Origin of the sequence: Pseudomonas chlororaphis subsp. piscium, assembly GCF_003850345.1 — a bacterium.
In the GTDB taxonomy this organism is placed as follows: domain Bacteria; phylum Pseudomonadota; class Gammaproteobacteria; order Pseudomonadales; family Pseudomonadaceae; genus Aquipseudomonas; species Aquipseudomonas piscium.
Map to the genome: position 1 here is coordinate 2,905,588 of NZ_CP027707.1, position 19,698 is coordinate 2,925,285.

Consider the following 19,698-nt stretch of genomic DNA (forward strand, 5'->3'; position numbering starts at 1 on the left):
GTTGTCTGTGGTTTGGTGGTGGTTGGAGCGGGGGAGCTATTTGGCAGGGAAGGGCGAAGGGGCCTTCGGAGAGCTCCTCGGAGAAAATATTTATGGTGTCGGGCAATGAGTAAGCTAAGTACGGCGGAGTACGTGCTTACCTTTTTGGGGGTAGCCACGTTTTTGGGCGGGGGAATTGTTGGAGGGATGTATTTCTATCTGAGCTTCACCCGAATAGATGAGATTTTGGGGTATGTGAAAAATTGCAAAGTAGTAAATAACCAAAGGTATTACCTTTATATGGGGGCTTGGGGTCGATTTTTAATGGTTGGGATGATTTCGGGCGCCTTGGCATACTCTGGCTATCAAATTAGAAAGGGGCTAATGGATGCTGGTGATGTAGATAATTTTCCTGAATCGCTCAAGCGGATACTGATTGCAATGTTTAATATGCAGTTAGTGTTTCTGGTATGTCTGATAATCGAGTTTATTTTTATAAAGTTAATCAGGCCGTGAGTGCGAACCTCTGCACGACTGTGTTTCCAGTTGCGACCAGCGATGGCTGAACGCAGATAGGCTGAAACCTCGATACCGTGCGCAGAGCGCGGCTCTCCATGACTTACCGCAGTACACATATTTCCAAGACGATGGGTTCGACATAAACTGCCACGCCTTTGTCGTTGCTCCGTATCGAGCCCGGAACTAGCCTTTGATCGTCGCTGCCAACTCAGCGATCGGGCTTGGTAACCCATTTTGATACAGGCGCAACAGCGCCCCATTTCACAACTGCAGGCGCTCTTTTGTGCCTGCACACTCGTGCAATGGCGGCTGTGCGTGGGAGGGCTCGTCCCTGCCGGGTTCCTGTATCTCCGGTTTACCAACCTGCGCGCAGCTGCCACCCATTCGCTTGGTAACGAACGTGGCAGCTCTCACTTTGATATGGGAGTTTCAATCATGTGCGCTATCAAAGCCTCCGCAAATCGTGGTCGTTTCAACGGGGTAAAAGGAGGTGCGCTATGAGCACCTCCACCCCAGTCAAAACCCTCGGCTTCGTCACTTTCGGCCCTTGCGGCGACGGCGATCAAACCCTGTTTCGCGTCAACGCCGACGTGCCTCTGCACCAAGCCCTGGAACACGCTTCGACCCTGCTGTACTACGCCAAGAAACTCGCCCTGGACGCTGCAATGGAAGAGCAGGGCGAGCGTTACGCCTGGGCCGCGCACTTTCTTGCGGAGATGGGCAAGGCGGTGATTGATGATGTGGGGTTGGGGCTGAGGGAAGAGGAGGCGTTGCAGGTTTAACAGGTAGGTGGATGTTGGGGAGGGCGTCGTTTCTGGGGGGCGGGGAAACGGCGTTTTTTATGGTGGTTACCCCGGTATTGCACTGTCGATTTCCCGGAGTCTGGTTCGACTATCTTTCAGGGAATGAAGCCGATGGGGCGCAATGATCGTCGGCGCTCCCTGCCGGTGAGTTTTTACGCAGACGAACCAGGAGAAGACCATGCGCAAGCTCATCGTTGCCGCTTTCACGAGTCTGGATAACGTCATTCAAGCGCCCGGCGGGCCTGAAGAAGACACCAGCGGCGAATTCCGCTTCGGTGGCTGGATAGTGCCCTACGCCGACGAAGCCTTCGGCCGGGCCATACAGAAGCTGTTCTCGCAGCCGTTCGACTTGCTGTTGGGGCGGCGCACCTACGACATATTCGCCGGGTATTGGCCACACATACAGGCCGGTTCAAGCAACAGCGCCATCGCCGACCTGTTCAACCGCGTACCCAAGCACGTGGCCACCCATAGTCCCAACACCCTTGATTGGCACAACAGCCATGCGCTGCAAGGAAACCTTGCCGACGCCATACAGGCCCTCAAACAGCAGGACGGCGCCAACCTGTTGACCCAGGGCAGCGGTGAACTGGTGCGCCAACTGCTGGCCGCCGGATTGGTGGACGAGCTTCGGCTGATGATCCATCCCATCGTATTGGGGCGCGGCAAGCGCTTGTTCGATGATCAGGCACAAGCTTCGGCTTTCACTTTGGTGAACTCGACTAGCACGCCTGGTGGGGTGCTGATTGCTCGCTACGTTCGTAATGGTGAGGTGCGCACAGGAAGGTTCGAAGATTCAGCAGGCAAAGCCAATGACGCCTGACAACTTATTCAAAGCTGAGAACCCTCGTGGGCCAAGGCCTGGACTTGAGCAGGTGCTTGGATTGAACGGACAAGAGATTCTACTCAGTGGGAGTTTGGCTACAGATTCTGACATTCGTCGAGAGATTACTTGTGGTGTGTTTTAATCACTCGACGTTCTTGCCAGTACTAAAGCTTCGCCGCTCTTATCCCTGTGTCCGAAAGCTGCGTCAAAATGGATGGTTTCTCCCGCTCGATATCGCTTGGCTTCTTTTGTTCTTGAAGAAGATAGGTCACCGGGATGCCGAAGGCTTCAGCTATTGGAATAAAACACCAAATTGTCTGAAGCATCATTCGGAAAGAGTCGGAAGAAGCCTCCTCTTTATTATCGACAAAGAAAAAGGTGTCTGGATGAAAATCGGGAGGGGAAATTACGTCGCTGGTCAAAGAAACAGGAATTCCGTGCCTCTTAAGATATTCAATGTAGAATTCGCAATCGATAAACGGGGTGATGCGCCAAACATTCAAAAGTTTGGCTTTGATATAGAAGGTCTGCGGCCATCCTGCCTGAGAAAAAATCTCTCTCTGAGCTTCAACTAGCCCCATAAGTAAATTATAAAGAATACTTAGATTCACAACTGTAGTATTCTCGATTTTTGAGCTTTCAAGAAGCTGGACAAAATTCTGACCTTGTTCATATTTATACAACTCAGCTAGCAAATATGTCGTGCTTCCTTTGGTCCAGTGCAATGGGATTAGCACCTCACTACTGAGGTCTCTATAGAATTGCCAGGTGAGGCCGGCGTTGGTGGGGTCTCTTGTCGAACATTGTCTGGCAATTATGCCAGTTGCGGATGTATAAAACGTGTCAAACGGTATACTGGATACCCTACCTTCAGTTTTGTTCAATGCGTTCTTTATCGTATCAATATTTAGACCAAATTCGTTGCGGGGCATTTTCCATATATTGGGTGAAATCATTAGCCTCAAGTAAGGTGTTTCAGACTCTCCTTTTGAAAACTCAGGGTCTCTCTTTATCCATTTTTTAAATGACTCGACTATTTTTGTTGAACGCTGAAACATTTTTTCAATCATGTGGCGATCGGTTTCAGCCACTGGCTCAGAACCGTCAGCTATGCGCCTGTAGATGACTCCTCTGCTATGTACATGCGGTGCTTCAATGCTTTGTGGAACAGCTATGCATATGATGCACTTCGCCCCATCTAAGCTAATCTCACTACAAGGGCCGAATATTGCTTTTGCTTCATAATGGCAATCTGGATTGATCGCACTGGTTACGGCTTGCCTTATCTTTTGTAGCGACGCATCTGCCAAACTCTTATCTATTCCAATAAATTCACCTGCAACGCTGTTCTCTTTACTTTCTTCTTTTATTCCATAAAAAATCCATCCGCCATAGCTATTTGCCATTGCAGCAATTGACTTAGCTATTGATTCAGATTTAGGAACCTCTTGTTTATATTCAACGTACCAGCCTTCAGTAACGGCCTTGAGTGATGCAAGGTCTGGAGCATCTAAATCACTAAAGCTTTTATTAAATGGTGAGAAGCTGAACATTAGGTTGGCCTCCTATGTGTGTGCTTGAAAATTTTACATCCAATATCTACGGTCTGCTTAGTCTTAAGATTAGGTATATAAAAGTTGATGTTATTATGCTGGTCGTGTCCTGCACGTGCTAGCTTAAAAGGCTTATGTTTCTGGCCGTAATTTCTAAGATGTTAAAGGCGCTCGTAAGTAGTGCGCACAAGAAAAGAACCCAAGGTATCAAATAATCAGGAGTTTCTTCTTTTTTTGTTAAGAACTCAAATATCTTCCAGGTCTTAAACCATAGCCAGTGAAACCATTGGTATTTTATTGTGTATCCTCTGAAGTCATTTCCCGGCAAGCGCGGCTCCCTATAGTAAGCTTGATAAGTCAGACATAACTCCCCGTACTCGTACTTCAGTTCTTGCGGGTTAGTGAGGAAGTCAATATTGTTGTAAGTGCTTATACCTTGCTCTAATGCATAATCTTCTCGTTCTTTCTGGAATTTATCTTTTTGGTTTTTTACATAGTCTTCTCTAGCACGCTTCTCTAGTAGCCTGTAGAGCAAGGAGCCGTGCTTGCCGCTTAGGTTGGTGTTAATTGTTTTAATGAATCCATGCTTGATCATATTTCTCGAACTCAGATAAAACCGCCAAGCGAAGTATAGAAGGATAGTATGGGCAATCCATGGGAGTGCGGCTGGATTTGTGATTTCGTAATTAATAAATATAAGCCGGATAGAGTCGCCAGCGGGAGCGAGCCCTAATACCCAATACACAATGAACATCATTGAGATTAATTTAAGATTTCGAGAATGTAAGTTGGGTTCGGTAAAGGCCATTTTGATACTTTTCCCTTAGATTTTCTTATGAGGGGTGGGCTATGTAGGTAGTTTAGGTGGCTAACTGCTATTAGGCGGCATGCCATGTCTCGATGGCGTGTTGTACAATGCTCCTTACCTTTCTGAAAGTCCTTGTCTAGCTTAGAACAGGTCGCGGGAAACGCGATAATTCCAAGAGATAAATACAACACGGGTGACAGAAAACCCTGCTGCCTTCTAGACCCGAAAGCAGCATCGGTGACGCGACCTATGTCCATCGCTTCTAGTCTAGGCTGTAAAAGTGCAGACGCTATTTTGAAGTCCTCGCGTCTACGTTAAATCTGCAAGCGTCAGGTTAGTCAGCAGGCCTGAGTTTTGCGTAGGGGGCATGATTTTTACGTCGACTTCGATGGTTCATCTGCACAAAAGTGTTTTGACACAGTCTCGGTCAGAAGCCGATATTAGCCCACGCCTGCTAACGCATCTAAGCGGCCGATGGCCTTCCAGATGCCGGTGAACATGTAAGCGCTAGGGATTTATCGTATGGATATCGTGTATCTGGATCAGAACAAATGGATTGAGTTGGCGCGTGTTTATTCTGGCGCTGTGCGATCTGGCCCTCTGGCGGAAGTGTATTTCCAACTTCTTGCCGCTGTTGAGGCTGGACGGGCACTGTTCCCCCTTTCAGCATCTCATGTGCTTGAGACGTCTAAGCGGAACGATCCTGAAAGTAGAGGCCATGTCGCAGCTACACAAGCCGTATTGAGCAAAGGGTTCGCTTATCGAAGCAGGGCGAGCAGGCTTCAGGTGGAGATTTGCTCAGTCATGCATCAGATCTTCGGCAATCCACCAATGAACCTACCAGAGCATTGGTTTCTTGCTGAATGTTTTCTTGAGGCGTTCGAGTCGTTGGACTCCTTGATTAGCCAATCTGAGGAGGTCCAACGGATTTCGCGAATACTCACTGTCATCTCTCCAGCCGATTTGTATACCGACTATATGACTGGACAGAGTGATGAAGTACGTCAGATGGCACACGCCTCTCTAAAACAAGGCTTATCGGATCTTGTCGGTCGAATGGAGATGCGCCGGAAGAGGTTGACAGGAGAGCGGGTTGATCTACGCCGTCGTGCCTACTTCGTTCAACTCTTCATGGATCACGAAGAGTTATTCATACGCATCGCTGATCACCTCGGTTACTCATACGAGCGCCTGAAGTCGATCGGTGCTTCAGCAGTCAAAGCTCTGGTCGAAGAAGTACCCACATTAAATGTTGAGGCTGAAATGTCGGCTCGTCTGGAAGCTGAAGCTGGTGCACTGACCACGAATGACGTTTTAGATATGCAATCTTTCTACACCGCGATTCCGTACTCATCGCGAGTTATCGCGGAAAAAGCATCGGTTTCACGCGCTCGGCAAGCCAAGCTAGACGTCAGGTATCAAGTTGTGCTGTCGCACTCGTTGACGGATCTACTCAACCTTTACAACAAACCACCCACCTAATCAGTGCACACAGATCTAGGTGCCTGTCGGTTCAGAAAACTCCACGAATAGGAGCTTATGTACTGGCAGCTCAGGTCGGAGTGAATCCTCACTTCTAGTTTCGGTTTACGCTTCCAGGCAGCCACGGTTCAAAGCACGGATACCCAGGCACCACCCACTCACCCAAATACCCGCACCCCATTTTGTGTCACTTCAACCCAAACAACCTCCGCGCATTCCCCCGCCCAATTTTCTCCCTATCGTTCTCACTGATCAGCGCCTGATCAAACCAGTTACTCGCCGTCGCCATGCTTTCATACGGATAGTCCGCGGAAAACAGCACACGATCGACACCAATTTCGCTGATGGAATCCAGCAGGCCCTTGGTGTGGAAGTGGCCGGCGGTGGTCAGGTAGAAGTTGTGGCTGAAGTAGTGGCTGACCGGTTTTTTGGCGTTGCCCAGGCCTTCGCCTTCGCGTTGCATGTGCAGGCGGTGTTCCAGGCGTGGCAGCATCAGCGGCAGGCCTTCGGCCAGGTGGCCGAGGATGAGGGTCAGGTTGGGGTAACGGTCGAACAGGCCACTGAGCATCAGGCGGATCGCGTGGGTGGCGGTTTCGTGGGCGAAGCCCCAGGCCGAGCCGACCAGGGACGGATAGCCCTCGTAGATCCGTCGCTGGCTTGGCAGCGGTTCGCGTGGGTGCAGGTAGACCGGCACGTTGAGCGCCGCGACTCGCTCCCAGAATTCCCATACCGGCGGTTCGTCCAGGTACTGCGCGGTATCGGCGTTGCCGATGTTGGTGTAGCCGTTGATCAGTGCCCCCACCATGCCGTAATCCTTTACCGCACGTTCCAGTTCATCGGCCGCCGCCCTGGGCGATTGCAGGGCCACCGTGGCGAAGGCCTTGAAGCGCTGCGGGTGGCGGGAGACGAACTGCTCGGTGACCTGCTCGTTGGTGCGTTGCGCGAAGGCGATGGCCTGGCGCGGATCGAGCAGCGACTGGGCGCCGGGGGAGGTGAGGGACAGGATGGCGAGGTCGATGCCATGACGGTCCATATCGGCGATGCGCTGGTCGCTGTCCAGCAGGCGCCTTTCCACATCCGCCATATAGGCTCGGCCATTGCGCGTGGCTTCGCCGGAAGCATCCCACAGGCTGTTGTTCAGCTCGGTGCTGACGTGTTCCTCGAGTACGATTTTGCCTTTCATGCTGATGTCACCTCTTTAAGGATAAACAGGTACGTGGCGGGTCGACTGAGGCCTGGACCTATGCCCCGGCAGTCGACAGGCTGATGTGTTTGTATTCGATGAAATCGTCGATCGCCGCGGCGCCGTTCAGGCGGCCCAGGCCGGACTGGCGATAGCCGCCTTCCTCGAATTCGTCGTAGACCTTGGCCCAGTCGTTGATCCACACGGTGCCGGCCTGCACCTTGCGGGCGACGCGCAGCGAGCGCTGGGTGTCGCGGGTCCAGATGGCGGCGGCCAGGCCGTATTCGCTGTCGTTGGCCAGGGCCAGGCCCTCGGCTTCGCTGTCGAAGACTTGCAGGGTCAGCACCGGGCCGAAGGTTTCCTTCTGCACGATGTCCAGCTTCGAGTCGCTGACTTCCAGCAGGGTCGGGCGGTAGAAGGCGCCGTTGGCCAGCTCGCCGTCCGTGGCCGGGCCACCGCGGAGGATGACCTTGGCGCCTGCCGCAATTGCCGCCTCGACGGCCTGGTCGACCCGCTGCACGTTGGCCTTGTCGATCAAGGGGCCCATGTCGCTGCGCGGGTCGGATGCCGGGCCGACCCGCACCGCTTGCAGGCGCGCCGCCAGGCGCTCGCGCAACTGGTCGGCGATGCCGCGCTGCACCAGCAGCCGCGAGCCGGTCATGCAGAACTGCCCGGCGAACACGGTCAGGGCTTTTTCCAGGACCGGCAGGGCGGCGTCGAGGTCGGCGTCGTCGAACACCAGGTGCGGGGTCTTGCCGCCCAGTTCCAGGCCGAAGCGCTTGAGCGACTGCGCGCCCACCGCGGAAATCGCGCGACCGGTGGCGGAAGAACCGGTGAAGCTGATGACCGGCACTTGGGGCGAGGCGATCAGGCGACGCGAGCCTTCGCCGCCGGACTCGGTGAACAGGTTGATCACCCCGCGCGGCAGGGAAGGTGCCTCGGACATCACCTTGGCGATCAGGGCGTTGGTCTGCGCGGTCTGTGCCGGCATCTTGATCACCACTGTGGTGCCGGCGGCCAGGGCCGGTGCCAGCGAACGCACCATCAGCACCACCGGCGAGTTCCACGGCACGATGATGCCGGCCACGCCCATGGGCTCGCGCAGCACGATGGACAGTACGTCGGGGCGCGGGGTGCCGCTGTGGCCGCGTTCGGTGCGGGCCAGGGCCGCGTAGTAGCGCAGCTTGGACGGCACCATGCTGACTTCGAAGTGGGCTTCGGGCTTGATCTTGCCGTTCTCCAGCGCCAGTTGCTCGACCAGCGCCTCGCTGTTGCGCTCGAAGGCGACGGCCAGTTCGTCGAGGACCCGGGCGCGCAACGCGCTGTCGTCGGTCCAGTCACTGTTGAAGGCGCGCACGGCCGCGGCGATGGCCGCATCGGCCTCGGCGCCGCCGCCATCGGCGTAGTGGCCGATGACTTTGGAGGTGGCCGGGTCGATGGATTCACGGTGTTCGGTCGAATCGACCCAGGCGCCGTCGATCCAGTGTTTGGCAACGGTGTTGGATATAGTCATGGCAGTGTTCTCCGGCTCAGCTGTAGCGGCGCGCGATGTATTCGGCGGTGGCAATGGTGGTGACGTTGGTGGCGACCGAGATGGCGTCCGGGAAGATCGACGCGTCGACCACCCGCAGGCCCTGCACGCCGTGTACTCGGCCTTCCAGGTCGACCACGGTGCCGGGGTCGCCGGCATGGCCCATCGGGGCGCTGGAGGTGGGGTGGTGGTAGGTGTCGAGGGTGGTCAGCATCGACTGCTCGATCTGCTGGTCACTGCTGGCCTGGGCGCCCGGGTTCAGTTCCGAATGGATCAGGTCCTTCAGCGGCGCGGTCTGGCCGATCTTGCGCGCCAGCTTCACCCCTTCCAGCAGGCGGGCGCGGTCCTCAGCCTGGGCCAGGAAGTTGAGGTCGATCAGCGGCGCCTGGGCCGGGTCGCGGCTGGCCAGTTTCAGGCTGCCCACCGACAGCGGGCGGGTCAGGGCCACGGCCAGGACAAAACCGACCTTGGTCGGGCTCTGGTCGTGGGGGAACAGGTGGGTGGCGGTGATGTGCAGGTCGAGGTCGCCATTTTTCGCCGTGGAGCTGTGGGTCCAGAGCTTGGCGCCGATGGCCGGGGACTGCTTGCCGATCAGCTCGGGGCGCGCGGCATAGGCGTTGTAGTAGAAGGGGTGATCCTTGATCCGTTGGCCGACGGGCAGGGCGGCGACCAGGGGGATAGACAGCGACGCCAGGTGGTCGCGCGGGCCGATGCCGGAGCGCAGCAGAATGGCCGCGCTGCCGTAGGTGCCGGCGGACAGTATGACTTCGCCCGCATGGATGACTTCGCCGCTGGCCAGGCGCACGCCGGTGGCGCGGCGGCCGTCGAACAGCACCTTGTCCACCAGCACGTCGCCGCGGATCTGCAGGTTGCCGCGGGCCCGCACGGCATTGTCGAGGTAGGCGATGCCGGTGTTGACCCGCACGCCGTCGACGATGTTCATCGGGTAGGGGCCGACACCGTTGGCGTCGGGGCCGTCGAAGTCGTCGACCACGCGGTAGCCGTTGGCGACGGTGGCGTCGACGAAGGCTTGCTGCATGGGGGTGATGTCATTGCGGGTCAGTTGGTGCACCGGCAGGGGGCCGTCGTGACCATGCAGTTCGGCGCTGCCGGTGTTGCGTTTTTCCAGCTTCTTGAACGACGGCAGCAATTCTTCATAGGACCAGCCAGGCAGGTTCCAGTTGACCAGGTCCTGCTTGCGTGCGCGGATCGCCACCGCGCCGTTGACCGCCGAGCTGCCGCCCAGCACCTTGCCGCGAATCGCGTGGATCGGATGGCCGATGTAGCCGGGCAAGGTCTGGTAGCCCCAGTCGCTGCTGGCATCGCCACCGACGCTGTCGCTGCTGGCGATCACTTTCGGGTAGTCGCGGGTGCCGTAGACGTGGCCGGCTTCGAGCAGCAGCACCTGGCGCTCGCTGCGTTCGCTCAGGCGCCGGGCCAGGACCGCGCCGGCGGAACCGCCGCCGATGATCAGGACGTCGACCGGGTTGCCGGCACTGCCGTCGCGCTTGCCGTTGGCGCCTTGCGGGGCTGCCGCGAAAGCGGGGCCGGCGCCCAGCATGGAACCGATGGCCAGGGTCGCCGAGCCGGCGACTGTCTGGGCCAGCAGTTTGCGGCGCGAAGGGTTTTCTGGTTGGTGGTGACTCATCGCTCATCTCCCATAGCAGGCGAATGCCTGTCAGATGGAAGATGAGGCTAAGGTGCGCCCGGGTTGAGCGACAGCCACTCTAAAGTGAACCGCTGGTTCAGTATTACTTGACCAGGCAGCGGGCCCCGCGCAGTCAGGCGCTGGAGCCGCTCGCCAGCAGCCCGCGAGCGATCAAAGCCGCGTCCCAGGGCGCCGGGCGACCGATTTCCTCGCCGAGAAATTGAATCAGCGCCTGGACCTTGGGCGGGGTTTTCAGGGTCTTGAGGTACACCGCCGAGATGTGCCCGCCGGACGGCGCATAGTCGTCCAGCACCGACACCAGCCGGCCGTCGAGCAGGGCGTCGGCCGCCAGGAAGGTTGGCAGAATCGCCAGTCCCAGGCCGGCCAGCGCGCCTTCGAGCAACTGATGCCCGGAGTCGGTGCGCATCCGCACGCGGACCCGGAACGAGTGCTGCGCGCCGTCCAGCGGCAGGCTCCACATGCCGTTGGGCTCGCGGTTGTAGTAGATCAGCCCGTCGTGCTGCTGCAGGTTGCCGGGGTGTTCGGGAGTGCCCTGGCGCGCCAGGTAGTCGGGGCTGGCGCAGATCAGGTGGCGGTTCTCGGTCAGCGGCCGTGCCACCAGGCAGGAATCGTGGAGGTTGCCCAGGCGGATGGCGACGTCGAAGTGGCCATCTTGCAGGTTGGCGACCTTGTCCTGGGCTTCCATGTCCACGCACAGTTGCGGGTATTGCAGGGCGAAGCGCGCCAGCAGCGGCGCCAGGTAGCGCGGGGTGAAGGCCATCGGCGCGGCCAGGCGCAGGGTGCCGCCGAGGCTGGCCTGGCGGTCCTGCACCGACTCTTCGGCGCGCGCCAGGTCCAGCAGGATGCGCGTGCAATCGGCGTAGAACAGCTGGCCGGCCTCGGTCAGCTTCAGCGGCCGGCCACGGGTCAGCAACACCACGCCCAGGCGCTTTTCCAGCTGTTGCATGCGTTGGCTGACCAGCGACTTGGTGGTCCCCAGGCGTCGCCCGGCTTCGGAAAAACTGGCCGCCTCGACGACGGCGACGAAGGTGCTCATGTCCGAGAATTTATTCACCGCCACTCCTGTTGCCCTGGGTTGAAGAACCTGAAAAGAACCACGCAGGTTCGCGTGGTGCTCAGGGGCGCCATGAGAAGCCAAGCGCATCGGACAACGCAAGTGGCGAAATGGCCAGAGACGAAATGGCCAGCCGGGGCAACAGGCAGGGGCGGCTGTTGCCGATGGGCCAGCGCCCGAATTACCCGGTGTTGCCGAGGTTTGGCGAGGTTCGTACGGTTTTCCGTGGGCCTGTCACTTCGCGGCTATTCTCTAATTTCAGGTCGATGGCCTAGAAGATCCATGTCCACGCCTATGGCCTGATGTCCTGCTCGCCCGGGTAAAGCGCGTTTCTCAGTGTCGCTGAGCCGTGTCGGGTGTTGCTTCGAGGACCGGCCCCCTCCAGTTCGAGGGCTCTTGATGGCGCTTCACCGTGATCAGGGACGATGACCGTGATGGCATGCATGCAGTGGCGGCAATGGATATGAGCGTCGGGTCAACGACCGGAGAAGAGGCGGCTGACTTTTTCGCGCAGACCCTGGAACAGGCCAACGATGCCGTGGTGATCATCGACGATCGCAACCAGGTGGTGTTCTTCAATGCGGCGGCCGAGCGCTTCTGGGGCTGTCAACGGCACGAGGTGCTGGGCGGCGAGGTCGGCACGCTGGTGCCGATCCCCATCCGCTCGCGGAACGACGGCGAGACCGGGGTCAACAAGATCATCGGCACCAGCCGCGATGTGTGCATCACCCGCAAGGATGGCGAAGAACGCTGGGGCGCGATGGCAATCTCAAAAATCACTCTGCAGGGGCGCATGCTCTATGCCGCCTTTTTCAAGGACGTGACCCAGACGCGGCTGAAGGATATCGAGCAGCGCTTGCTGTCGATGTCGGTCAACGCCAGCAGCTCGGCCACCTGCATCGTCGACGCCGACGGCCGGCTGATCTACATCAACGACGGGCTGGTGCGCTTGCTCGGGTATTCCCGCGAGGAATTGCTGGAGCGCTCGCCGCAGATGTTCTTCGTCGCCGATACCCCGGGGGAGGCCCAGGCCGACGAGCTGCACCTGGAGAGCATCCTCAGTGGCCAGCCCCATGAAGCCTGTGGCCTGGTCAGCAAGCGCAACGGCCAGCGGCTGTGGGTGCATGTCTGCTCGGCGCCGGTGTTCGACGCCAAGGGGCGGATCGGCAACATCGTCATAGTGTTCACCGACATCACCCGTTCCAGGCTGCCCGAAGTGCTGCAGGACAAGGTCATCGGCGCCCTGTTGCAAGAGCAGCCCCTGGAGAACGTGTTGACCCTGCTGTGCCAGGAAATCGAGCGCCTGGCGCCGGAGGTCGTCGTCTCGATACTCAGCGTGGACCCGCAAGGGCTGCTGCATCACCTGGCCAGCCCCAGCCTGCCAGCCGACTACTCCAGGGCCATGGAGGAGCTGCCGATCGGGCCCGCCGCCGGCTCCTGCGGCACCGCGGCCTTTCGTGGCGAGCCGGTGCTGGTCACTGATATCGACACCGATCCGCTGTGGGCCGATTACCGCTGGCTGGCGCAGCAGGCCGGGGTGCGGGCCTGTTGGTCGATGCCGGTGCGCAACAGCGGCGGCAGGGTCTGCGCGACCTTTGCCCTGTACTTCAGGGAGAGCCGCAAGCCCGATACCACCCATACCCACCTGATCATGACCGGGACCCACTTGTGCATGCTGGCCCTGGAGCGCGAGGAGGCGCGCCAGTCGATCCGCCGCATGGCCTGCTCCGATGCCCTGACCGGCTTGCCCAACCGCAGTTCCCTGCTGGCCGAGGCCAACCGCAGCCTCGCCGAGGTCGCCCTGGAGCAGGGCGAGCTGGCGGTGCTGTATGTCGACCTGGACCGCTTCAAGCAGGTCAACGATGCCCTGGGGCATGCCTCGGGCGACGAGCTGCTGCAGGTCATGGCGCAACGGCTGTGCAGCGTGCTGCGCGAGTCGGACATCGTCGGGCGGCTGTCGAGCGACGAGTTCGTGCTGGTGCTGCCCCGGATGAACGCCACCCGGGTCACGGCCTTTCTCGAACGCCTGATGCTGACCCTGGGCGCCCCGGCCGATATTGCCGGGACCGCCATGATTCCTTCGGCCAGCGTCGGCGTCAGCCTGTACCCCAGCGACGGCCAGGACATGGAAAGCCTGCTGCACTGCGCCGATATCGCCATGTACCAGGCCAAGCGTACCGAGCGCGGCGGTTTCAGGTTCTTCCTCGAGGAGATGGACCAGCTCGCCCAGCAGCGCCTGCAGCTGGAGACGGCGCTGCGCCAGGCCCTGACCAGCGACGGCCTGCACCTGGTCTATCAACCGCAGATCGATTTGCACACCAATGGCCTGGTCGGGGTCGAGGCGCTGGCGCGCTGGGAGCATCCGAGCCTGGGCACTATCCCGCCCGCGCAATTCATCGCGCTGGCCGAGGAGTGCGGGTTGATCAACTACCTCAGCCAGTGGGTGCTGTGCGAAGCCTGCGAGCAACTGGCGCGCTGGCGCCAATCGGGAATTCGGGTGCCGTCCATCTCGGTCAACCTGTCGCCGATCAACTTCCATAACCTCAACCTGGCGGCCCTGATCGCCCGCCAGTTGCAGCGCTGCGGCCTGCAGCCGGCGGACCTGTGCGTGGAGGTGACGGAGGGCGTTTTCCTGTGCAGCAGCCCGACTACCGAGCAGACCATCCAGGACCTGCATACCCTGGGCGTGCGCCTGGCCATCGATGACTTTGGCGCGGGCTATTCCAGCCTGGGCTATCTGCGACGCTTGCCGATCAGCGAGCTGAAGCTGGACCAGAGCTTCGTCGAGGAGCTGGAGCACGACGCCTCCTGTCGCGCCTTGAGCGAGGCGGTCATCGGCATCGGCAAGGGCCTGTCCCTGCGGGTGGTCGCCGAGGGCATCGAACACGCCGCGCAGCGCGACATCTTGCAGGCGCGGGGCTATGACGTGGGGCAGGGCCAGCTGTTTTCCTCACCCATGCCGGCCCGGGTGTTCGGGCAGTGGTTTGTTGGTTGGCACGGTTAGCCGGCGGGGTGATTCGGGCCTGCACCGCCATCAAAGACCAAGGCCTGCCGGGCGCCAGGAACGGGCTGGGCTATTTGAAGAGTATTTTCCTTAAATCAAGTTATTAGCCCGTAGGAAACTTCTATTTTTCTTCGTGGAAAACCAACTAATCCTGACAGATTTTTAGTTATGGTTTATGGGCGAATAGCACTTTGCTAGTGTGTCGATTTTTTAAAACTTGTAACCGCTGGCGTATTCCCTGAGCGACTGATGTGATGCTGGAAAATCATTTGTCAGCGGTATTTTTGTGGGCTTTAGTGGGGAAGGAAAACAATCCAGGGACACTGCCATACCGCGTGAGTTAACTCATCGGTGGCTTAAATATAATAAAAAGGTGATCCATGACAGACTCCACAAAAGTGCCGGGTGCGTGCGACATGGCCGGCGATTTTCACAGCGAGAAAACCACTGGCGGGTTGAAACGAACCCTGACGCCCCGGCACCTGAGCATGATCGCCATTGGCGGCAGCATCGGCACCGGGCTGTTCGTTGCTTCGGGCTCGACCATTGCCCAGTCCGGGCCGGGCGGAGCGCTGCTGGCCTTTGTGGTCATTGGCGCCATGGTGTTCTTTCTGATGACCAGCCTCGGTGAACTGGCGTCCTGCATGCCGGTCACCGGTTCGTTTTCCACTTATGCCTCGAAGTATGTCGATGAAAGTTTCGGCTTCGCCCTGGGCTGGAACTACTGGTATGCCTGGGCGGTGACCATTGCTGTGGATCTGGTGGCCGCGCAGATCATCATGGCTTATTGGTTTCCGGATGTGCCGGGGTATATCTGGAGTGCGGTTTTTTTATTGATTATCACCGCACTCAATATGGCCTCGGTGCGCTTGTTTGGTGAGTCCGAATATTGGTTCGCCCTGATTAAAGTCATCACTATCCTGCTGTTTATCACGGTGGGCATTCTGATGCTGTTCGGCATTCTCAGCGGCGGCGAAAATGCCGGCCCCAGGCTCTGGTTGATTGGCGATGCGCCTATTGTCGGCGGCCTGGGGGCCTTGGTCGGGGTGGCGATGATCGTGGGGTTTTCGTTCCAGGGCACTGAGTTCGTCGGTATCGCCGCCGGTGAAACCCGGGACCCCGGGAAAAACGTGCCGCGCGCGGTGCGGCAGATCTTCTGGCGGATCCTGCTGTTCTACGTGCTGACCATCCTGATCATCGGCCTGTTGATTCCCTACAACGACCCCAGCCTGTTGAGGAATGGGGTGTCCGATATCCGGGTCAGCCCCTTTACCCTGATCTTCGAGCGAGCCGACATGCTCGGCGCGGCCGCGGTGATGAACGCGGTGATCCTGACCTCGGTGCTGTCCGCCGGGAACTCCGGCATGTATGCCTCCTCGCGGATGCTCTACAGCCTGGCCCTGGAAGGCAAGGCGCCAGCGATCTTCGCCCGTTTGAGCGCATCCGGCACCCCGCGCTGGGCGTTGCTGGCCACCGCCACGGTGGCGGCCCTGTGCTTCTTGACCTTCATTTTCAGCCCGGGGCAGATCTATAACTGGTTGCTCAACACCTCGGGCATGCTCGGTTTTATCGCCTGGCTGGGCATCGCGGTCAGCCACTACCGGTTTCGTCGCGGCTATGTGCGCCAGGGCCATGACCTGGGCAATCTGCCCTATGTGTCGCGGTTCTTTCCGTTCGGGCCGATTTTCGCCTTTGTCCTGTGCCTGTTCGTCACCCTGGGGCAGAACTATCAAGCCCTGCTCGGCGACTCGATCGATTGGGCCGGAATGACCGCCACCTATATTGGTCTGGTGCTGTTCCTGGTGATCTGGCTGGCGCACAAGCTCATCAGTGGATCCAGGTTTGTCAGGTTCGACGACATGAGCTTTTCAATGATTCGCAACAAGTCCGAGACTTGCCCGCCGCCGGAATCGGCTATGAATGAGAGTGCGGGTCTTCCTGTGCGAATGACCCAGCTCGGAGCCAAGTGATGAGTCAGGATTTTCTCGAAAGTTATTACGAAGCCACGGTTGAAAAGACCGCTTATCCGGCGCTCGGCGGCCGGGTGGAGGCCCGGGTGTGCATTCTGGGCGGCGGGTTGGCCGGGCTTTCCACGGCCCTTGGTTTGGCCGAGCGCGGCGTCAAGGACGTGGTGGTCCTCGAATCCCACACCCTGGGGCATGGCGCCTCGGGGCGCAACGGCGGGTTTGTGTTCGGCGGCTACTGCCTGGGCAATGCCGAGCTGCTCAAGACCCTGGGCCGTGAGGAAGCACGGCGGCTCTACCGGCTGACCATCGACGCGGTCGAGCTGATCCGCCAGCGTGTCCGGCAATACGGCATCCAGTGCGACCTGACCGACAAGGGCGTGCTGCTGGCCAACTGGTTCAACGACCCGGCGCGCCTGGAAAAGCCTCGCCAGTTGATGCAGGAGGTCTATGGCGTCGACTGGCAGTACGTGCCCCCAGGCGAGTTGCGGGAAAGGCTGAAGACCGAGCGCTACTTTGGCGCCTTGTTCGAGAGCAATGCCTTTCACTTCCACCCGCTCAAGTATGTGTATGGCGTGGCCGCGGCTGTCGCCGGCTACGGCATCGATATCCACGAACACTCCGCGGCCCTGGCGATCGAGCGGCAGGGCGGCAAGTACCTGGTCAAGACCGCGGGCGGCGAAGTGCTGGCCGAGCAGGTGGTGTTCGCCGCGGGTGGTTATGCCCGCGGTTTGTACCGCCCGGTGGAGCGGGCGACGCTGCCGATTGCCACCTATGTGGTGGCGACCGAGCCCCTGGGCGAGGCCCTGAAGGATTCGATCAACTGCGAGTCGGCCATTTACGACACCCGCTTTGCCTTCGACTACTACCGCCCGCTGGCGGACAGCCGGATCCTCTGGGGCGGGCGGATTTCCATCCTCAACCGTGGCCCGCAGGCGATCGCCGGCTTGCTCAAAGCCGACCTGGTGACGGTCTACCCGCAACTGGCCGACGTGGAGATTGAGTATTCCTGGGGCGGGCTGATGAGCTACGGTCGCCAGCAGATGGCGCAGATCGGCCAGGACGACAACGGCGTGTGGCATGCCGTGGGGTTTGGCGGTCACGGCATGGCCCCGACCACGGTGGCGGGGGAGGTGCTGGCGGATGCCATTGCCAAGGCCATCCCCATTCCCCAGGGGTTCGGCAAGTTTGGCCTGGTGCCCACCTTCGGCCTGGCCGGCCTGGTCGCGGCGCAGGCAACCTACACCGCCTATCAGGCCCTGGACGCCTACGATGCCCACCGTTTGAACAAATGACCGCCGCTTTTCCCTGGCTGTACAGGCCATGGGGCAATCTCAGCGTTTTCTGGCCCAAACCCCGGAATGAACTTATGCTGGCGGGCAAATCTGCACTCATTGAAAGCCCAAGGCGTGACGCGAGGACGTTCCGAGCGTCTACGACTTGAACAAGTGACGCTGCTGCAGCCCGTATTGGCTCTTGGCATATTGAAATTGGGAGATTGTGTATGGTCATCAAACCCCGCGTTCGCGGCTTTATCTGTGTGACGACCCACCCGGTCGGTTGCGAAGCCAACGTCAAGCAACAGATCGACTACGTCACCGAACAAGGCACCATCGACGCTGGGCCAAAGAACGTACTGGTGCTCGGCGCTTCCACCGGCTACGGCCTGGCCGCACGTATCACCGCCGCCTTCGGTTGCGGCGCCAACACCCTGGGTGTGTTCTTCGAGCGCGGCAGCGTTGACGGCAAGCTCGGCACCGCCGGCTGGTACAACACCGCAGCCTTCCACAAGTTCGCCGAAGAAAAAGGCCTGTACGCCAAGAGCATCAACGGCGACGCCTTCTCCGACGAAGTGAAGCGCCAGACCATCGAAACCATCAAGCGCGACCTGGGCAAGATCGACCTGGTGGTCTACAGCCTGGCCGCTCCGCGTCGCACCCACCCGAAAACCGGCGAAGTCCTGAGCTCGACCCTCAAGCCGCTGGGCAAGTCGGTGACCCTGCGCGGTGTCGACACCGACAAGGAAATCGTTAAAGAGACCACCCTGCAGCCAGCCACCCAGGAAGAAATCGACGGCACCGTAGCCGTGATGGGCGGCGAAGACTGGCAGATGTGGATCGACGCGCTGCACGAAGCCGGCGTACTGGCCGAAGGCGCGAAAACCACCGCCTTCACCTACCTGGGCGAGAAGCTGACCCACGACATCTACTGGAACGGTTCCATCGGCGAAGCCAAGAAGGACCTGGACCAGAAAGTCATCGGCATCCGCAAGGAGCTGTCGGAGCTGGGCGGCGACGCGCGGGTATCGGTGCTCAAGGCCGTGGTGACCCAGGCCAGCTCGGCGATCCCGATCATGCCGCTGTACCTGTCGCTGCTGTTCAAGGTCATGAAAGAGCAGGGCAGTCACGAAGGTTGCATCGAGCAGGTCTACGGTCTGTACAAGGACAGCCTGTACAACCCGAACCCGATCATCGACCAGGAAGGCCGCCTGCGTGCCGACTACAAGGAACTGGAACCGGCCATCCAGGACCGCGTGAAGCAGTTGTGGGATGAAGTCACCAGCGAAAACCTCTACCAGCTGACCGACTTCACCGGCTACAAGCAGGAATTCCTGCGCCTGTTCGGCTTCGAGATCGACGGCGTCGACTACGAAGCCGATGTCGATCCGGACGTGAAGATCGCCAACCTGATCCAGGTGTAAGCGAGCTTACTGCGTCATCGCCAACGCCCCTCTCATGAGGGGCGTTGTCGTTTCTGCGTCAGGCGGTTTTCACGTTCATGGTGATACGCGCGCTGAAGACCTTGAGGTCTTCCTCATCGTAGATCTCCACCGCGACAATCTTGTCGCCGCTGCTGTTCCAGTCCACCGCGCCGCCATCGGCCACCGCGCGCACCGACGTCTTGGCCTTGGCCAGGTATTCCACGGTCATGCCCTTGGGAATCCAGCGCGCGCCGGCCGGGATCGACACGTCGGTCATCACCCCGGCCGCCAGTTCGGCGGCGTTGCACAGGGCGATGGCGTGCACCGTGCCCAGGTGGTTGGTGATTTCCTTGCGAAACGGCACCTGCACCACCGAACGTCCCGCGCTCAGCTCGGCGATCAACGGATTGATGGTGCTGAAGTAGGGGGCCATCTGGCAGGCCATCTGACTGAATTTTTCCGGGCCGGCGGCGCTGAACATGCTGAGAACCTGACTCATGGGGATGCCTCGTATCGGGATTGTTTTCAGGGTTTACAGAATAATATTCTGTAAAAGAACAATATTCGGCTTTCGCGAAATATGTCAAGCTGGCGCCACCATTCACTGAGGCGTGCGCGCCTT

General features: G+C 59.2%; 15 protein-coding genes. 8 read left to right on the forward strand and 7 right to left on the reverse strand.

The window, feature by feature from the left end:
• The first annotated feature begins 105 nt into the window (after positions 1–105).
• From C4K38_RS13560 to C4K38_RS13570, 3 genes are all read left to right on the forward strand, one after another.
• Positions 106–495, forward strand: a complete 390-nt coding sequence (locus tag C4K38_RS13560) for a hypothetical protein (RefSeq protein ID WP_053278814.1) — start codon at positions 106–108, stop codon at positions 493–495.
• 500 nt (positions 496–995) lie between these two features.
• The gene (locus C4K38_RS13565; RefSeq protein ID WP_053278815.1) at positions 996–1,280 is read left to right on the forward strand and encodes a DUF3077 domain-containing protein; all 285 of its coding nucleotides are present in this window, start codon (positions 996–998) and stop codon (positions 1,278–1,280) included.
• Between the two features lie 199 nt (positions 1,281–1,479).
• Complete coding sequence (locus C4K38_RS13570; protein WP_053278816.1) at positions 1,480–2,124, forward strand: dihydrofolate reductase family protein; 645 nt, start codon at positions 1,480–1,482, stop codon at positions 2,122–2,124.
• A gap of 167 nt (positions 2,125–2,291) precedes the next feature.
• On the opposite strand, the gene C4K38_RS13575 is transcribed toward C4K38_RS13570, so the two are convergent.
• Both C4K38_RS13575 and C4K38_RS13580 read right to left on the reverse strand, forming a co-directional pair.
• Positions 2,292–3,680, reverse strand: coding sequence for an AlbA family DNA-binding domain-containing protein (locus C4K38_RS13575; protein WP_081001493.1), 1,389 nt, complete (start codon positions 3,678–3,680; stop codon positions 2,292–2,294).
• Positions 3,681–3,798: 118 nt separating this feature from the next.
• Complete coding sequence (locus C4K38_RS13580) at positions 3,799–4,488, reverse strand: hypothetical protein (RefSeq protein WP_053278818.1); 690 nt, start codon at positions 4,486–4,488, stop codon at positions 3,799–3,801.
• A gap of 522 nt (positions 4,489–5,010) precedes the next feature.
• On the opposite strand from C4K38_RS13580, the gene C4K38_RS13585 reads away from it, so the two are divergent.
• On the forward strand, positions 5,011–5,970 hold the full coding sequence (locus C4K38_RS13585; RefSeq protein ID WP_124345279.1) for a hypothetical protein: 960 nt from the start codon (positions 5,011–5,013) through the stop codon (positions 5,968–5,970).
• Between the two features lie 187 nt (positions 5,971–6,157).
• Here the strand turns inward: C4K38_RS13585 and C4K38_RS13590 are convergent, their stop codons facing one another.
• The 4 genes from C4K38_RS13590 to C4K38_RS13605 form a co-directional block, all read right to left on the reverse strand.
• Positions 6,158–7,153: an amidohydrolase family protein gene (locus C4K38_RS13590; protein WP_053278820.1), complete on the reverse strand. Its 996-nt coding sequence runs from the start codon at positions 7,151–7,153 to the stop codon at positions 6,158–6,160.
• A gap of 58 nt (positions 7,154–7,211) precedes the next feature.
• Positions 7,212–8,666 carry an aldehyde dehydrogenase family protein gene (locus C4K38_RS13595; RefSeq protein WP_053278821.1) on the reverse strand — a complete coding sequence of 485 codons (1,455 nt, stop codon included), beginning with the start codon at positions 8,664–8,666 and terminating at the stop codon, positions 7,212–7,214.
• 16 nt (positions 8,667–8,682) lie between these two features.
• Positions 8,683–10,332 carry a GMC family oxidoreductase gene (locus C4K38_RS13600; protein ID WP_053278822.1) on the reverse strand — a complete coding sequence of 550 codons (1,650 nt, stop codon included), beginning with the start codon at positions 10,330–10,332 and terminating at the stop codon, positions 8,683–8,685.
• A gap of 133 nt (positions 10,333–10,465) precedes the next feature.
• Positions 10,466–11,407 (reverse strand): LysR family transcriptional regulator, encoded by a 942-nt coding sequence (locus C4K38_RS13605; RefSeq protein WP_053278823.1) that lies wholly within the window; start codon positions 11,405–11,407, stop codon positions 10,466–10,468.
• A 412-nt stretch (positions 11,408–11,819) separates the two neighbouring features.
• Here C4K38_RS13605 and C4K38_RS13610 point away from each other — a divergent pair, with 412 nt between their 5' ends.
• From C4K38_RS13610 to fabV, 4 genes are all read left to right on the forward strand, one after another.
• Entirely contained in the window at positions 11,820–14,411 is a 2,592-nt protein-coding gene (locus C4K38_RS13610) for an EAL domain-containing protein (protein WP_231998548.1), read from the forward strand.
• A gap of 416 nt (positions 14,412–14,827) precedes the next feature.
• Complete coding sequence (locus C4K38_RS13615) at positions 14,828–16,381, forward strand: amino acid permease (protein ID WP_053278825.1); 1,554 nt, start codon at positions 14,828–14,830, stop codon at positions 16,379–16,381.
• Positions 16,381–17,670, forward strand: a complete 1,290-nt coding sequence (locus C4K38_RS13620) for an NAD(P)/FAD-dependent oxidoreductase (protein WP_053278826.1) — start codon at positions 16,381–16,383, stop codon at positions 17,668–17,670. The genes C4K38_RS13615 and C4K38_RS13620 overlap by 1 nt, the downstream gene beginning before the upstream one ends.
• Positions 17,671–17,879: 209 nt before the next feature.
• On the forward strand, positions 17,880–19,076 hold the full coding sequence (gene fabV, locus C4K38_RS13625) for an enoyl-ACP reductase FabV (RefSeq protein WP_025809251.1): 1,197 nt from the start codon (positions 17,880–17,882) through the stop codon (positions 19,074–19,076).
• A gap of 58 nt (positions 19,077–19,134) precedes the next feature.
• Here fabV and C4K38_RS13630 read toward each other — a convergent pair whose 3' ends face one another.
• Entirely contained in the window at positions 19,135–19,575 is a 441-nt protein-coding gene (locus C4K38_RS13630) for a hotdog fold domain-containing protein (protein ID WP_053278827.1), read from the reverse strand.
• Positions 19,576–19,698: the final 123 nt, after the last annotated feature.

Bases quoted from the DNA above. Each gene is read 5' to 3' on its own strand.
- C4K38_RS13595 (WP_053278821.1), bottom strand. From the start codon at position 8,666: ATGACTATATCCAACACCGTTGCCAAACACTGGATCGACGGCGCCTGG.
- C4K38_RS13630 (WP_053278827.1), bottom strand. From the start codon at position 19,575: ATGAGTCAGGTTCTCAGCATGTTCAGCGCCGCCGGCCCGGAAAAATTC.
- C4K38_RS13575 (WP_081001493.1), bottom strand. From the start codon at position 3,680: ATGTTCAGCTTCTCACCATTTAATAAAAGCTTTAGTGATTTAGATGCT.
- C4K38_RS13565 (WP_053278815.1), top strand. From the start codon at position 996: ATGAGCACCTCCACCCCAGTCAAAACCCTCGGCTTCGTCACTTTCGGC.
- C4K38_RS13620 (WP_053278826.1), top strand. From the start codon at position 16,381: ATGAGTCAGGATTTTCTCGAAAGTTATTACGAAGCCACGGTTGAAAAG.
- C4K38_RS13580 (WP_053278818.1), bottom strand. From the start codon at position 4,488: ATGGCCTTTACCGAACCCAACTTACATTCTCGAAATCTTAAATTAATC.
- C4K38_RS13585 (WP_124345279.1), top strand. From the start codon at position 5,011: ATGGATATCGTGTATCTGGATCAGAACAAATGGATTGAGTTGGCGCGT.
- fabV (WP_025809251.1), top strand. From the start codon at position 17,880: ATGGTCATCAAACCCCGCGTTCGCGGCTTTATCTGTGTGACGACCCAC.
- C4K38_RS13615 (WP_053278825.1), top strand. From the start codon at position 14,828: ATGGCCGGCGATTTTCACAGCGAGAAAACCACTGGCGGGTTGAAACGA.
- C4K38_RS13590 (WP_053278820.1), bottom strand. From the start codon at position 7,153: ATGAAAGGCAAAATCGTACTCGAGGAACACGTCAGCACCGAGCTGAAC.
- C4K38_RS13600 (WP_053278822.1), bottom strand. From the start codon at position 10,332: ATGAGTCACCACCAACCAGAAAACCCTTCGCGCCGCAAACTGCTGGCC.
- C4K38_RS13560 (WP_053278814.1), top strand. From the start codon at position 106: ATGAGTAAGCTAAGTACGGCGGAGTACGTGCTTACCTTTTTGGGGGTA.
- C4K38_RS13570 (WP_053278816.1), top strand. From the start codon at position 1,480: ATGCGCAAGCTCATCGTTGCCGCTTTCACGAGTCTGGATAACGTCATT.